The organism is Flavobacterium xizangense (genome assembly GCF_054075145.1).
Window position 1 is genome coordinate 915,744 of the sequence record NZ_JBSIPG010000002.1, and the last position, 14,064, is coordinate 929,807.

The 14,064-nt window shown below is 36.0% G+C and carries 18 protein-coding genes; 5 read left to right on the forward strand and 13 right to left on the reverse strand.

Going from position 1 to position 14,064, the window contains the following annotated elements:
• Window positions 1-75 precede the first annotated feature (75 nt).
• Together ACWA1B_RS09625 and ACWA1B_RS09630 are read left to right on the forward strand one after the other, a co-directional pair.
• Window positions 76-873 (forward strand): helix-turn-helix domain-containing protein, encoded by a 798-nt coding sequence (locus tag ACWA1B_RS09625; protein WP_456906304.1) that lies wholly within the window; start codon window positions 76-78, stop codon window positions 871-873.
• 362 nt (window positions 874-1,235) lie between these two features.
• Window positions 1,236-1,382, forward strand: a complete 147-nt coding sequence (locus ACWA1B_RS09630) for a hypothetical protein (protein ID WP_456906306.1) — start codon at window positions 1,236-1,238, stop codon at window positions 1,380-1,382.
• Between the two features lie 28 nt (window positions 1,383-1,410).
• Here ACWA1B_RS09630 and ACWA1B_RS09635 read toward each other — a convergent pair whose 3' ends face one another.
• The 3 genes from ACWA1B_RS09635 to ACWA1B_RS09645 all read right to left on the reverse strand — a co-directional run bounded on the left by ACWA1B_RS09635 (window position 1,411) and on the right by ACWA1B_RS09645 (window position 2,979).
• The gene (locus ACWA1B_RS09635) at window positions 1,411-1,896 is read right to left on the reverse strand and encodes a hypothetical protein (protein WP_456906308.1); all 486 of its coding nucleotides are present in this window, start codon (window positions 1,894-1,896) and stop codon (window positions 1,411-1,413) included.
• A gap of 23 nt (window positions 1,897-1,919) precedes the next feature.
• On the reverse strand, window positions 1,920-2,225 hold the full coding sequence (locus tag ACWA1B_RS09640) for a hypothetical protein (protein WP_456906310.1): 306 nt from the start codon (window positions 2,223-2,225) through the stop codon (window positions 1,920-1,922).
• 295 nt (window positions 2,226-2,520) lie between these two features.
• Window positions 2,521-2,979, reverse strand: coding sequence for a hypothetical protein (locus tag ACWA1B_RS09645; protein ID WP_456906312.1), 459 nt, complete (start codon window positions 2,977-2,979; stop codon window positions 2,521-2,523).
• A 123-nt stretch (window positions 2,980-3,102) separates the two neighbouring features.
• Here ACWA1B_RS09645 and ACWA1B_RS09650 point away from each other — a divergent pair, with 123 nt between their 5' ends.
• Together ACWA1B_RS09650 and ACWA1B_RS09655 are read left to right on the forward strand one after the other, a co-directional pair.
• Window positions 3,103-3,576 carry a hypothetical protein gene (locus ACWA1B_RS09650; protein WP_456906314.1) on the forward strand — a complete coding sequence of 158 codons (474 nt, stop codon included), beginning with the start codon at window positions 3,103-3,105 and terminating at the stop codon, window positions 3,574-3,576.
• Window positions 3,577-3,582: 6 nt separating this feature from the next.
• Window positions 3,583-4,167, forward strand: a complete 585-nt coding sequence (locus tag ACWA1B_RS09655; protein WP_456906316.1) for a glycoside hydrolase family 19 protein — start codon at window positions 3,583-3,585, stop codon at window positions 4,165-4,167.
• Here the strand turns inward: ACWA1B_RS09655 and ACWA1B_RS09660 are convergent.
• The 3 genes from ACWA1B_RS09660 to ACWA1B_RS09670 form a co-directional block, all read right to left on the reverse strand.
• The gene (locus tag ACWA1B_RS09660; RefSeq protein WP_456906318.1) at window positions 4,164-4,892 is read right to left on the reverse strand and encodes a hypothetical protein; all 729 of its coding nucleotides are present in this window, start codon (window positions 4,890-4,892) and stop codon (window positions 4,164-4,166) included. The genes ACWA1B_RS09655 and ACWA1B_RS09660 overlap by 4 nt on opposite strands.
• Before the next feature lie 27 nt (window positions 4,893-4,919).
• The gene (locus tag ACWA1B_RS09665) at window positions 4,920-5,546 is read right to left on the reverse strand and encodes a hypothetical protein (protein WP_456906320.1); all 627 of its coding nucleotides are present in this window, start codon (window positions 5,544-5,546) and stop codon (window positions 4,920-4,922) included.
• Window positions 5,547-5,611: 65 nt separating this feature from the next.
• Window positions 5,612-5,965: a hypothetical protein gene (locus ACWA1B_RS09670; RefSeq protein ID WP_456906322.1), complete on the reverse strand. Its 354-nt coding sequence runs from the start codon at window positions 5,963-5,965 to the stop codon at window positions 5,612-5,614.
• 187 nt (window positions 5,966-6,152) lie between these two features.
• Between ACWA1B_RS09670 and ACWA1B_RS09675 the strand changes: the two genes are divergently transcribed.
• A complete protein-coding gene (locus ACWA1B_RS09675; protein ID WP_456906324.1) occupies window positions 6,153-6,308 on the forward strand; it encodes a hypothetical protein in 156 nt (51 codons plus the stop codon).
• A 647-nt stretch (window positions 6,309-6,955) separates the two neighbouring features.
• Here ACWA1B_RS09675 and ACWA1B_RS09680 read toward each other — a convergent pair.
• The 7 genes from ACWA1B_RS09680 to ACWA1B_RS09710 form a co-directional block, all read right to left on the reverse strand.
• Complete coding sequence (locus ACWA1B_RS09680; protein WP_456906326.1) at window positions 6,956-7,159, reverse strand: hypothetical protein; 204 nt, start codon at window positions 7,157-7,159, stop codon at window positions 6,956-6,958.
• Window positions 7,160-7,228: 69 nt separating this feature from the next.
• Window positions 7,229-7,669, reverse strand: coding sequence for a phage holin family protein (locus tag ACWA1B_RS09685; RefSeq protein WP_456906328.1), 441 nt, complete (start codon window positions 7,667-7,669; stop codon window positions 7,229-7,231).
• A 113-nt stretch (window positions 7,670-7,782) separates the two neighbouring features.
• Window positions 7,783-11,208 carry a beta strand repeat-containing protein gene (locus tag ACWA1B_RS09690; RefSeq protein WP_456906330.1) on the reverse strand — a complete coding sequence of 1,142 codons (3,426 nt, stop codon included), beginning with the start codon at window positions 11,206-11,208 and terminating at the stop codon, window positions 7,783-7,785.
• Window position 11,209: 1 nt separating this feature from the next.
• Entirely contained in the window at window positions 11,210-11,692 is a 483-nt protein-coding gene (locus ACWA1B_RS09695; protein ID WP_456906332.1) for a DUF6712 family protein, read from the reverse strand.
• A complete protein-coding gene (locus ACWA1B_RS09700; protein WP_456906334.1) occupies window positions 11,692-13,107 on the reverse strand; it encodes a hypothetical protein in 1,416 nt (471 codons plus the stop codon). The genes ACWA1B_RS09695 and ACWA1B_RS09700 overlap by 1 nt, the downstream gene beginning before the upstream one ends.
• The gene (locus ACWA1B_RS09705; RefSeq protein WP_456906336.1) at window positions 13,067-13,405 is read right to left on the reverse strand and encodes a hypothetical protein; all 339 of its coding nucleotides are present in this window, start codon (window positions 13,403-13,405) and stop codon (window positions 13,067-13,069) included. Before ACWA1B_RS09705 ends, ACWA1B_RS09700 begins: the two co-directional genes overlap by 41 nt.
• 69 nt (window positions 13,406-13,474) lie before the next feature.
• Window positions 13,475-14,026: a hypothetical protein gene (locus ACWA1B_RS09710; RefSeq protein ID WP_456906338.1), complete on the reverse strand. Its 552-nt coding sequence runs from the start codon at window positions 14,024-14,026 to the stop codon at window positions 13,475-13,477.
• Window positions 14,027-14,064: the final 38 nt, after the last annotated feature.

The window sequence follows — 14,064 nt, forward strand, 5'->3', positions numbered from 1 at the left end:
GAAAACCTCCCAGCTCTGAGTCTAGGTTAAGACTATCATAACAACTATCATAACACTCAGATAAAAACAAAGACAATGCAAAAAAGCAACAAGAAAGTAATTCGCATCAACGATAAAGCCGACGGAACATATTTAATAGTTTCAAAATACATACTACACAACAAAGACCTCAAAGATTTTGATAAAATCCTGCTCCTTAGTATCCTTTCTGATGCTGACGACTTCAATTTCAACATCACAACATACGCTAAGCGGTTCGCCTGTGAACGTGACAAGATAAGCCGAGCGGTCAAACGATTGGTGCAAGCTGGCTATATGAAACAAAAGCAGATAGATGACCGCTTCAACGTTTGGGAATACGTCATAAGCGAATACGGCAACCTATCCAGCGAACCGAAAGAAGACAAGCCAAAGGCTGAGCCAGTAGCGGAACAGCCTACCGAGCAACAAATTGAGCCGAAAGACAAACCAGCTTCAACTATTGATTTTGAAGCGGTCAAACAGCTAATACTTAAAGTTGTAAATACTCACTTCCCTACGATGCCCGACCCGTTATTTGTGGAATACATCAAGACCACAAAAGAGGCGATTGATTCGGGCAAGGTCGATACCATCATAGCCTTTACCGAAACCACCATCAAAAAATCAATATCCAAGTTCTACACCGAGCCGAAAGAACTAACAGCGCAGGACGTTGATAAAATGGTCGATTTGAAAAGTAACGGGCTTTCAATGAAAGATACGGCAAGCCTTAAGCTAAGGGCTAAGGACTGGTTAAAGAACAATCCTTTTGCAACCGAGCAACAACTAAGCACCGAGATACTGAAAGGCAAGAACACCTTTAGAAAACCAGTCCAAGGTTACAACGACTAGCATAACGAAAAGAATAAGATGATGAATGACGAAATTAACAGCCAAGTATCACGATGATGAAATTTTCACGATAAAGGAACTTAAGGAATACTTCAACGGTAAGCTCATAATAACAAAGCGGTTCAATCGCAAAGGACTGCTTACGTATGTCAAGAACCCATACGAAACGGGTATCAGGATTAAATACCTAAAGAACAAGATAAGGATGCTTTACGCTGACGGTCTGCTCTACACGTACACATATAGCGCAAACGGTGCGCTATTTGAAAGCAAAACAATAAAGGGTCAGTTGATGTCTAAGAATGAATTTAAGATGTCGTTTGACCAGCTAATAACGGAAATACAAAAAAGCCACGCATAAGATGGAACAAGAAACACCTGAGGATAAATTACTAAACCAAATCCTTAACGAGATTGATAAGTACGAACAAAAGCAAAAGCAGTTCGTTAATGCAATGAAAGGATTCTTTGAGGACTACGATAATGTGGACCAAGAAGACCAGCAATAAAAAACCCCGCTAGATGCGGGGTTTTACATTATTCTGTAATTATTGGTGATTCAGTACACACTATATTTTTGTCATACTTAGCATTGTAAAAGTCGCACCATTTTTGACTTGCGCTTACTAGCATTTCTATATATTGTTCTTCATTAAATCCGAATGCTTTTGCTTTTACCCTGTTTGTTTCTTCTGCTAAATCAAAATAATGAAACTTGGCATCTTCAACAAATTTAATATATTTATTTTCAATTTTACTTTGTTGCAATATATATTGGTGACCTGAACCAAAATCTGCTACATTGTCTTGTATTAACTTGACACTAAAACCTTCTCTCGATATTTCAAATATTGAATATTCCGTTATAAACAATTGGTTAAAAGCAATCATTTTTAACTGGTCAAAATTATCACAAACAAAAATTTCTGATTCCTCAGATATTAAACCGTTTGCTAATATGCTTTCTTTGTTTTCAATATCAGTTATATGATAATACTTTGTAGTAAATTTATTTGGTCTCATTTAGTTTGATTTTATTTTACTGGTTACTCAAGTATAGATTGCTTAAGGTATTTCTCTAAATCGGCTTTTACCAATCCTAAAAAATCAGCTTCTGCAAATTCTTCGGTACGTGTAAAAATCGGCAAATCTAAAATAACTTTATGAAGAAATTCCTTTTTCTCACCCACCAATTCAGTTTTAGTAACTTCCAAAAAATAAGCATCAAAAATGGCATTATCAAAATAAACGTGGTCTTTGTATTCTGCCTTTTTAATATCTTCATTGTCAATGTAATACTGCATTACATCGCTTGCGGTAGCAATTAAAGCTATTTGTTCGTTTCTTGTCATAATTAGAATTTGTTTTCGGTTGTTAAATTTTATAATTGGTATGTCTTTCAATTTGACTTTGCAAACATACAACAAATAATTGATTAATCAAATCAATTAGTTAATTTTAACAATTAAGATATAACTTAATTAAGTTATACAAAACAGTTAATACATAACTCAATTAAGTTATATAAAAAAAACCCGTCGATTGACGGGTTTTATATTAGTTTGCTTTCTTAAGCTGAAATCCAAAAGACAACGCGCTTCCTACGACTACCTCAGCCTACACACGTATTGTGCGGTTTACCACTCTCTACCTTTTTCCTTTCTTGGCGGTTGCAACCTGCTTTGGCGTATTCTCAACGAATACCAGCGTAAAGGCAAATGCGCCCGTTTCTTTACCTTTCTTGTCGGTAATCGGCACTGGTTCGCCAAGTTCGTACTTGTTAACGCTCTGTTCGTCTCCTTTTAATTCGTTCCACAGCGTTGCGTAATTCAGACGCACAAAGCTTTTGTTTGCTCCAAGCTTGGTAAGTGGTGCGCCTCCTTGGTCGTCTGTCGTTGCTTTAAATAAGAAAATCACATCGTTATATTTCTCGTAAGCTAGCTTATCACCTATCTTAACCTTTAACTGTTCCAGCACGTAATTAGATAGCTTAAGCGCATTCTTGGTTGATAGTGTATATAAGTACTTATCATTATCCTTTCTTGCTGTTTTAGCGGGCTGTGGACTTGTGGCTTCTACAATCTTGCCATTGTATTTAAAAAACATAGCATTGATTTAATTGATTAATATATTGCAAATGTACACAGATTAATGCAATTAGAGAAATACTTAACTAATACTTTAGTTTTTTGGATTATGCGATATATTTATTAGTATAACTAAACTAATATGAATGAAACATTTTTTTCAAAGAACGAACGTATAGGACGTGAGCAGTTCCGATGCTTCACCAATGAGCTTAACGATTGGAACATTAACAGATTTTCGAGAGAACAAAAAGCCAGCTATGACGTATCCTATAAGACTGGCTCAACGCAGGACTACGTTATCGGTGAGATAAAGCACCGCCCGTCTTACGCTTACAACCAATATCCCGATTGGATTCTCGAGCAGAAAAAATACGAGGCATTGCAGAAACTAAAAAGGAAAATGCAAGCCAAGTACCCATACAGAAAGATATACGTGCATTACATAATGTTCTACTACGACAAGCCCAATAAGCCTCGCATTTGGGACATTACGAATTTGTTCGATGTCGAGTTTTCACCGCTCGGACTGCCCGAAAATTCAGCAGACCCCTATGCCGATATCGAAAACAAGCCTGCAATAAAACTGCACAATAACGACGCTATTAACCTATAAAACTAAGTGAATGAATTAATACTATCCTTTAATACCAAATACAATACTAAACTAAATGAGTACGGAATCGATACGCAGTTGAAACGTGTACACTTCTTTAGCCAGCTTTACCACGAATCAAAGCTAATCCCACGTGCTGAAAACCTAAACTACTCAGCCAAGGCTTTAACCTCAATCTTTAAGAAATATTTCAAATCCCTAGATGATGCCAACAAGGTTGCACGCAAGCCTGAGCAAATCGCCAACATCATATATGCAAACCGAATGGGAAACGGTGACACTGCGAGCGGTGACGGCTGGCTTTATCGTGGTCGTGGCTTCATTCAATTAACAGGCAAAGACAACTATAAGAAATTTGCAGACCATTTAAGCAACGATAATATACTTAGTGAACCTGATTTACTTTTGAGTGAAGCCAATGCGTTAATCAGTGCGTTATGGTATTGGAAAACCAATAAAATCAATTCTCTAATTGATGATGATAAGGATTTGAGTGTTCAGCGAGTGACCCGCAAAATCAATGGAGCATTGATTGGATTAAATCAACGAGTTGCCTTATTCAAGGAAGTTGCCAAGCTGAAATTAGTTTAAGAGCTTTTCGATTGTTCAAGTTTCTTTAGTAATTCTTTACGATAATGTTTAGGATAATTCTGCAAATAATACTTTTTAAAATTTCTTCGAAAATAAATATCAAGTTTTTGAATATCTTGAAAATAATTATAAAACACTTTTTCGTAGACTACAAATTTATTTTCGTCAAAAAGCTGAGAGTTAAAAGCATATTTTTTTTTCAGAAACAATGAATCTTTTAAACTAAATAAAATAGACTTTAATTCATCATCAACTTGTTTGCCTGAATTCAAAATTTTATTGATAGTTTTTATTGTTGCAGTTCTTCTAATTTCAAAATATGTCAACAACGTTTCATTTTCGTAATTATAAAGTTTAAGGCTTTTTATGTTCTCCGTTTTAAGAAGTTCTCTAAATTCTTTTTGTGTTGGATAATAATTCTTTAAACGTATGTCTTGTTTTAAAATTTTAATAATATGAACATTATTAGCTATAATAAGCATAGTTTTAAACGAAATGTACGGTAAAATAGATTTCTTCTCTTCTATTTCAACTAAATAAACATTTAAAAAATAAAACATATAACCCGCAATATACGACAAACATAAGTTATCAATTATTGATTCCAGCTTACTTGCTTTGCTTTTAAAAAGCCAAAATGCAGGCAGTTTAAAATCAATAAAATTTATCCAAAACGAAATTATTATCGCACCAACTAGAATAAGAGTAAGTCCTTTTATTTTCATAAAGTAGATTAGATATTTTATTCAAAATTAAATGTTGAATCCTACAACGTAAGTTCTATTAAAATCTTTATCAATTGTATAATGAAGATATGTTTTAGTTCCGTCCTCGATTTTAACATAACCACGTCTCAAAGCGGGATTTTTATAATCGTGCAACAAAATCAATTCAATAAGATGCTTATTTCCAAATTTAAAGTGAACAGTTAAACATATATCTTTAAACCTATCATCGATTTTAAAATCTTTTATTCTTAAGCTTTGATTTGGATATAAAATATTATAGAATTTAGTTGTAGTATATTTTTCTAATTCATCTTCAACATTGGGCGCTGTAATTAAACCTTCAACACTTCCTTTTACACCGTCCGATATTTCCATTGTAACATCATTTAGTTTAATTTTCCCGTAGTTGTAAAGCCTAAATTCAATTTCTTTTCCCTCGTTGAAAATATCAATATTTAAAAACGGGAAACTGTCCCCGCCTGTAGTTTCATTTTTTAAATATTGAATTTCTGAACTTAAACTATCAACCTTACTTTGTGCAGTAGCTGTGTCTTTATCCGACTGTTTACTTGCTAAAAAAGAACCAAGTATCGCTAGGACACCGCCAATTAGTATTATATATTGTGCGTTTTTCATAAGAAAATCAATCATATTTAAAATTTATGTTGTTGTTAAACAAATATACCTAAAAGGCTAACTATATAGTTAGCCTTTTTTTATTCGTTATGTTTTAATCTCGTTTTAACCCAGCCTTCACCTTCACTATTTTTTCTAAGCGTTGACAAAGATTTATACGACTCTTGTTTATTGTGAATTTCTCTGATGTAATACTTTGTTTTTGCATTTTCTACAAGTTCAATACCACCGTCAAAAAAACGCCATTCAAGACCAATTCTATCAAGCACCTTAATAAATTCGCCTGTGTCTTCAATTCCTAACCGTTCGTAGTATAACAAACCGTTTTGTAGTAGGTTGAGCAAAGCGTTATAGCCTCGCTTGTCCTTTACCAATCCCGATGCATTAAGTATGTGTTCATCTACTGTAATTGCTTTTTGTACTTCATTTGCCATAACCGTAATATTTAGAAAAACAAAATTAGTACAGATTGAAACAATAAATAAAAATATAATGTTCCAATTAATAACAAAATACAAAGAGCCAATAAAAACAAGCAATTTATTAAGAATCAATTACAGGTTTCCGTAATGTTTATAAAATTTTACATATTAAATTGCACAAAACTTTAAAGAAATAAAAATGATAAAGTCATTAGAGGAAAAATATTTTGATGCAAAAAGAGAAATTAGAGATAATTTAAAAGAATTTGAGAGAGAAATAAAATTTGAAATTATGGCAATTAAAATTCTAATTGTTTCATTAATTGTTACATCTTTGATTTACTTCTTATACTAACAATACACCTATTAATCCAACACTATATTAATATCGTTCAAGTAGCGTAGTATCTATTAATACACAACTTTTAAGTGTATTTCATTTCAATTGATTATAACTTAAAAATTTATGTATAAAATTTTACCTATAAATGTATAAAATATACATTTAGACTTCTTATATTTGTACTCAATATCTAGTTATATTATTTAATTATATAAAGTTAAATCATTTATTTTCATCTAGTATTATTTTAATAATTTACAAATAAAAAAAAAACCTAACCCGAAGGTTAGGAATTTTCTAGTGGTGTGTCAAAAGGTACAAAACAAACAATAAATCAGTCATAGCTTGGAGGCAGGACATAATTTGTTGATGTGACCAAAACACCTTTTTGTTCTTTTTACCCATAATCGTGTATTAAGAAATTATTAATTGGTCTATCAATGTAGACCCGACCTACTCTAATTGTGATTGCTTTCATAATAATAGATTTTAGGTTGAACAAAAAAATAAGAACATAATTTAAGCTCTTTCTTACTAATAGTGAGTTAGAGCTTATTCTATTTTGTAAAATTAAAATTTTATTTACTTACAGGCAAGGCTTCTATATCACTTTCGTATTTACTTATTAACATATTAATGTTTAAAATTAGTACTTTCCTTTAAAGCTCAAACTTTGACAAATAATCTCGAATGCCGTATAAATATTCATAGTCCTCTGTTGCCAGGAACTCGATTTTAAGCCTTTCAAGATTTAGACATAGAACAAAGCTGTACGGGTGATTCTTAAGGCTCTTGTTAAATTCCCTGTAGTTGAATGTGGCTTTTATCTTTTGTGCTGACCAGCGGTAAATTTCTGTTTCCATTTGGTGCAATGTTTTAAAAACTCGCATATCTTAGAAATATTTTAGATTATCCCGATGTACGCATCGAGTTTATTTTCCTTTCTTTTCGTCAATCAATTCGTTCAAGTCCGATTTAATCCCTTTTAACCTGTCAATCATTTCTTTTAGTAACACCCAAAACGATTTATTGCCTAGCTTCATACTGCTTTCATCAATCGATTTGATTTCAATGTAAGTCCATAATGCTGTTACGATTTTTGGTATTAGAAACTTAATCCCGAAAAGCGTTTCGCTAAGCAAATACTTGTTTACTAAAAATGACATAATGATTGTCATTAAGTAGAAAAAAAGCTTTACAACGATGTTGAATAGCTTATGAGATTTGAAAGACTTTAAGCCCTCTAATTTGATGCTGGCATAAATTCCGAAACCAGTATCGAGCAAGACAAAAAGCATCATCAACCAAAGCAAGCCAGCAATAGGTGTTAAAAACGTTGTGATTATCGCAACGCATAGTAATAGTATTTTCAATTTTTTAAACATTAATTTTCTGTGATTCGGTGCTTTCAACCTTAAGTATATTATAGTATCAAAAAGGGCAATCGTAAACCAATTGCCACCATTTAATTTATTGTGATTTTGGATTATGCATAAACTCGGATTTCCAAGCTACCTGTTAACATACTATCAGTTGCTGTAATACCTGCGTAAGTCGTTATTCTGATAACACTTGTACTTATGATTTGAGTATCGCTTTTACCGTTGTTACCTAATGCACCGTTAAACAATACCATTGTTTTATTGGCTGTAAACGCACCCGAGAGTGTACCCTCGTAAACACCTGCCCCTGTACGTGTCCAAACAATTGAACCAATTGTATTTTCCATTACGGTCATTGTCGGTGCTGATGTGCTAGACTGTGTTATGTAACCAGCATAAGCCTTAAAGCCTGTTTTGGTTGAACCGTCAGCCATTAAAAAATCAGTATAAACACCGCCAATCTTTGAAAATCCGTTTGCCTCAACAATACCAGCATTGGTAACCGCAAATCTCTTAATGTTGTTTACTGCATAGAAAGCGAATTGACCTGTATAAGTTGATGGGTTTTGACATATCAACATCGTTGCACCACCTGAGCCAGCCATATTAATAACGCTTGCTGTTGAAGCTGTCGACGTGTTTTGAACACCTAAAGCTGGGTTGTTTGACGTACTTGAAACAAGCGACATTGCACCCGCTCCCGTATCACTAATTGAAAGACCGCAGGTATTTGGGTTATTGCTTACGATTCTTAAGATACTGTTTATTGTTCCCGCTGCTGTGCCGTTATCTGTCAGAATAAATTGCGTACCTCCCGAACTTGGGTTTGCCATTGTAAGCTTGCCCGTTTTCGTTTGGTCACCTGTCAATAGAACTGCATTAAGTGCAGTTACTGCACTTGTTACAAATGCTGTAGTTGCAATTTGAGTTGTATTTGTTCCTGCTGATGCTGTTGGTGCTGTTGGCACACCAGTTAAAACTGCATTTGGTGTCGTTAAAATTCCATTTTGGTCAAACTTAGCTGTTATTGTACCGCCTTTTCTGAATGTAAGTAAATCACCAGTTGAACCAGTTACACTGTTTAAACTCCATAATGTACCAGTCGAAATATTATCACCGTTAGCCCCATAACCTGACCCGCCATTGCTAATATAAAAACCTGCTCCTGATGCATTATTAACAACAACCTGACCCGCACCTGTTGACTGATTAACAACTTCAATACCTCTTCCAGTTGAAGTATTGGTAACTGTAAAAACTTTAGTACTTGTTACACCGTTATTCGTTAAAAATATACCCTGTGTACTACCACTTCCCGAATTGGTTGCCGTAAACAACCCGTTTTGGTCAAAATAAGATGTTGTAACACCATTTTTTGTAAATCTCAACAAGTCGCCAGTTGAAGCGGGTTGAGAGTTCAAAATAGTAAGTGCACCAGTACTAACATTATCAAATGTTGCACCCCTACCAGTTGAAATATTACTAATATAAAAACCTGAGCCTGCGCCTGAGTTTTCAACTGCTGCTGCAATACTTCCGTTATTTGACTGAAAAACTGCACCACGTCCACCGCCTGTGCTGTTTGTAGTCAAGACTTGCGTTCCTGCACCGCCAGCATTTGTAACGTCAATACCTGTCGTGCTTCCAGTACCTGTATTGGTAGTTCTAAACATACCATTTTGGTCAAACCTACTAGCAACAACATTATTTTTGGCAAATTGAATAAGGTCACCTGTTGAACCTGATGCAGAATTAAAAAGCGCACCAGTACCTGTACTGTCATTTTGTACATCGAAAGCATAACCCGTAGTTGTTCTAAATCTTGCACCAATCGAACCACCTAAGTTGTTTACATATAATCCAAGGAAAGCACCTGTATTATTTGTAATTCTCTGACCAATTGAAACGTCGTTATTTGTAACGTTTAAAACTTGCGAACCTCCGTCTGTTGCGTTGTTTACAAGCGACAAGCCGTTTATTGCTCCTGAGCTACCACTGTTTGTGCTAGATTTGATACCTGAGAATGATTCGCTACCTGTTTTGTGTAATGAGTTACTATCAACCGCAGTTAATTGCGAATTAATCACAACTTGGCTAGCATTAGCACCTGACAAAGCCGATATTGTACCGTTAACCTGTAATCTAGCAATTGTGTTATTTACTCCTGAACCTATTAGAACATCACCGTTACTGTCAATTCGCATCCTTTCAGCTCTACCAATTGAACCTACTGCGGTTGTATGAAAATCGATGTAGGTAGGTCTACTGCTTGCACTATAAGCACCACCCGCTAAAATTCTGATTGCTCCAACTGCACTTGACATATTAGAACCATCATAACCAGCACCGTACAATCCTGTTAAAACACTATTTGCAACAACACCTGTTGGTGAAGCTTTTGTACCACCATATTTTTGCCCTCTAACTGACCCGCCATAATTAGGGTCGTCACTATACATATTTAAATAAATTGGGTCAATACTTCCCTCACTTGAAATATTTACAACCGCTGGGGCATCTATCCCACCAATAATTAATTTTTTTGATGAATTATTCCAAGTTAAACCGCCATCACCCGCAAGCGTATTTGTGCCGTTGAAATATGGTATTTGACCACTTATACCAGTTCCCGTAATATTGTTTGTAATAAGAGGCTGTTTGCTATCTAACTGTGTTTGAATTGAACTTGTTGCATCATTTCGGGCCGCTTGCGCGTCCGTTTGATAACGCTTATTAGTTGTATCGGGAACTAATGCCGTAGTGTAATCGCCGCTATTAGCCACGACCGCACCAACACGCCCGAAAACGCTTGTTACATTATCGGTAGGTGTTAAAAGTTCCTGCCAGTTGGCAAGTGTTGAATAAGGCGATTGCTTTAAAATGAAGGTTTTGTTTACGTCCGTTCTTACGGCAATATCTCCCTGTTCTGCACCTGATAAAGCAAGCATTGCAGACTGTGAAGCAACAACGAAAGTCTCAGAAATTGCCAAAGCTGGCAACTGGTTTGAAAAAACCTTACCTGATGCATCTAAACCAGCGTAACCATTGGCGGTGTTCTTTTGCGCTGTGTCTTGTTTAAGAGCCAAAGCGTTGAAAACTGCATCTTCTGACGGTGCAAAATCAGTTGTACCGCTAAAAATAGTTTGCGTTATCTTGCTATCAACATAGGCAAAATCAGTCTTTTCAGCCAACGCATTTTGCAAATCGCTTTGGTTGGTAATGTCGCCCTGTATTTCACCCCAATTAACAGCAGTTACAAAGGCTGGCTTGTTTTTGATATAAGCGTCACTCGACGGGTCATTAACTAAAAAGTCTGCTTGTACGTTCTTTTCTGCATCTGCTGGGATGCCGTCTAACTTGGTTTTATCTGCTGTTGTGTAGTCGTTTGTTGAAAGACCTTTACCGCTTACCTTATCAACCTTATTTGCGTACAACTCGTTGAAGTTGTCCTCTGTTTTATTGAATGCATCCCTTAAAGCGTCACCGTTTCCGCTGTTAGGAATGTCAGTATTTATGTGTTTTTGTGCCATATTAATACCAACCTACAAGATTGGTCGTATTTTTTGTATCGTTATTGTTTCCGTACTCAGGAACAGGGTTTTTGCTTATGAATTCATAGAAATTTGATTCGTATTGAATCGCTATTGATTCGTAAGTCTTGCCAAGTATTGTAAGCTCATTGGCTGGTGTGTTCTGTGAACCCTCAACGCCTATCTTGTAAGTGCCTGCGTTGGTCGTTTTGCTTGTATTGATGCTCAGATACACGCTGCAACTGAAAAATGAAAGCATATCGATTACGTAATCGGTGTAAATGGTCTCATAAGTTCCGCTTAACGTTCCTGCACTATAATCTGCCTCGATTCTGTCGTATAAATCAGTTCCTAGAATCCTTTTCAAGTAGGTTGTTTGAGCAATTACAATGCTTGGTGTTAATTGGTTGATGTCGATATTTCCACCAAACCCGACCGTTTCACTTATTGTATTAGGTTTGATAAGAATTTTGGTTTTTGCCATTATGAAATTGGTGTTTCACTTGCGTTATTTTCTGCTGGTTGCGGGTCTCCTAAAAGCCTTATTGCTTCTGTTCTCTTGAATCCAAAAATTAAGATTAACATTGAGATTGCGCTTTCGTATGATGTCGTACCAGCCACGTATGATGCTTGTATAGCCAAGATTGAATCAACACCACCAACCGAACCCCTAAGTTGAGCCTGAGCCTGTTTTGTGGCTTCGTCGAATTGGTCAACCTCTTCGCTGTTTTCGTCTGCTGGCAATAGCTTTAAGTTTGTTGCATTGGCTTTGCTTGTGTTGTTTGTATTTTCAAGTCTTGTCTCTTCGTCGAAGTCTTTAAAATCTAGTTCGATAGTTGAATCGATTACGCTAAACACTTGGTTAAGTCCTCTTATGATTACTTTACGCATTGGGTTGATGTTTTCACGATATAAACCACGTGTAGCGGTTGCGATTTCGTCAGCATTTGAGCTAAACCCGTTTCCAGCCGTCGAACCAGCAAACAAGATTGGTGGTGCTGAGTGTGCAACGATTAATTTTCTTTCTGCTTCTTCAGAATAAAAAACGTTTTGCTGGTTAAGCTCAGGCGGGCTAAGCTGGTCAACTGTAACGGCTGTTTCGATACCATCGTTAAAGGCAACAATTACCTTGCTTTGGTTTTCCGTTCCCGTTATATCATCCCTAACCTTTTGCGCTTGCGCTTTTGCTTCGTCGTCTTCGTGAATACGTCCGTTATTGTAGTTGATTACAGTAAGTACGCCCAAAGCGTTTATAAAGTGGTGCTTCGCTGCGTTTGCAAGTCTTCCCTCGACATTAGCCCAAGGAATACCAGCCAAGTAATCAGGAATAGGAAAATAAGGCTCAGGGGTCGGTCTTCTCACTAAAAGTATTTCCAAGTCCGCACCCTTATAAACACCGTCGTACAATGGATAAAAAGCAGGCTTGTATCTGTATTGGTTGCACCAATCCCAGCTATACCAAAACCCGTCTATTTCGTAGTTATCGTTTAGGTTAACACCTAATTTGTAAACTGGTATGTATTCGATTTTTAAAGGCTTCTTTGCAACGCTCCAAATGATTTGAACTGCATAACCCCCGTATGTTTTGTAGTCTTGGCAAATCAATAAAACATCTTCTTCGCTTATGTATTTGTTGATGTTCTGACCGTTGATGTCTTCTAAACCCTCACCATAGATATAGTTTACGAATGAGTTAATAATACTGGCGTTTGTTGGGCTGTCGTCGTATGCGTCTTTGTAAACTCTATAGTTTGCGTTATTAGTTCCATTGGTTAGCCACTTGCGCCCGTAACTTGGTTTGATGTCAATAGGCTGATAGGCTGACATCATCACGTTTGCGCTAAATGAATGGATATTATTAGTATTCGAAACGGCTGTTCGACTGTTTTTGGTAGTCATAATTTTGTATATCTGTATGCTCGTCAACAATCAAAAGCTTGCCTAAATAGACCGTTTTGTCTTGTTGTGTTATGTTGGTAATAGTTATTTCGTACTTATTACCCGTTGCAAAATCGGCTGGTACATCTTCAACGATTACAGTTAAATATGCGTCCGATAAATTGAAAGTAAACACCAAATCAATTACTAGGTTTGTCAATTCATTCTTAAGCTTTACGCTTAACGTATCGCTTAGATTTGGGTATTCTCTAGGTATGCAACTAAATTGTTCACTTGTATTTAATCTTAGTACTTTCATTTAATTGTGTTGTATAAAAAAAGCAGGCATTTAATTTGCCTGCCTTAGTTTGTGTTATTAACTTGTTACTTATACGTATGGCTTAATTGCCGCTGCGTAATCAACCAAAGCGGTTGAAGTCAGTAAGTAGTTTCTTGAAAAGTCTGGCTCTTCTGTATGGAACGTAACCGTAAAACCGTTCAAGTCCGCAATTGCCCCCCCTGTTTGGTCAGTGATTGTAATTGCCAATGCGCCAAGCTGAGAACCAGCCGCCACGATAGTACCGTCATTTTTTTCTATAAATAAAACAACCTCACCCTTAAGTAATTCTTTCATTAAATTTGCTGTTTCTAAGTCTGCGCCACTCGCTACGTTGAAAACGCAAGGAATATCGCCAACAACACTAACGCTACGGTTGTCACCGCCCGCTGTTGCTGTCTCTAAATAGTTAACAGTTGTATTTTTAAGTTCCAATCTTGCGATAGTTGAACCGCTGTAAACACTTGCAAGTGAAGTTACACCTGTACCGCTCACTGATAAACGTTTCAAACTTTCGTAAGGTGCAACTCCAACCGCCTTAACCCCACCCATTCCTGAGTTACAAGCTAGTTTACGGCTTTTTGATATTGATGTACAACCCATTTTTATATTGTCTGTTTAGTCTTGTTATAAAGTCTTAA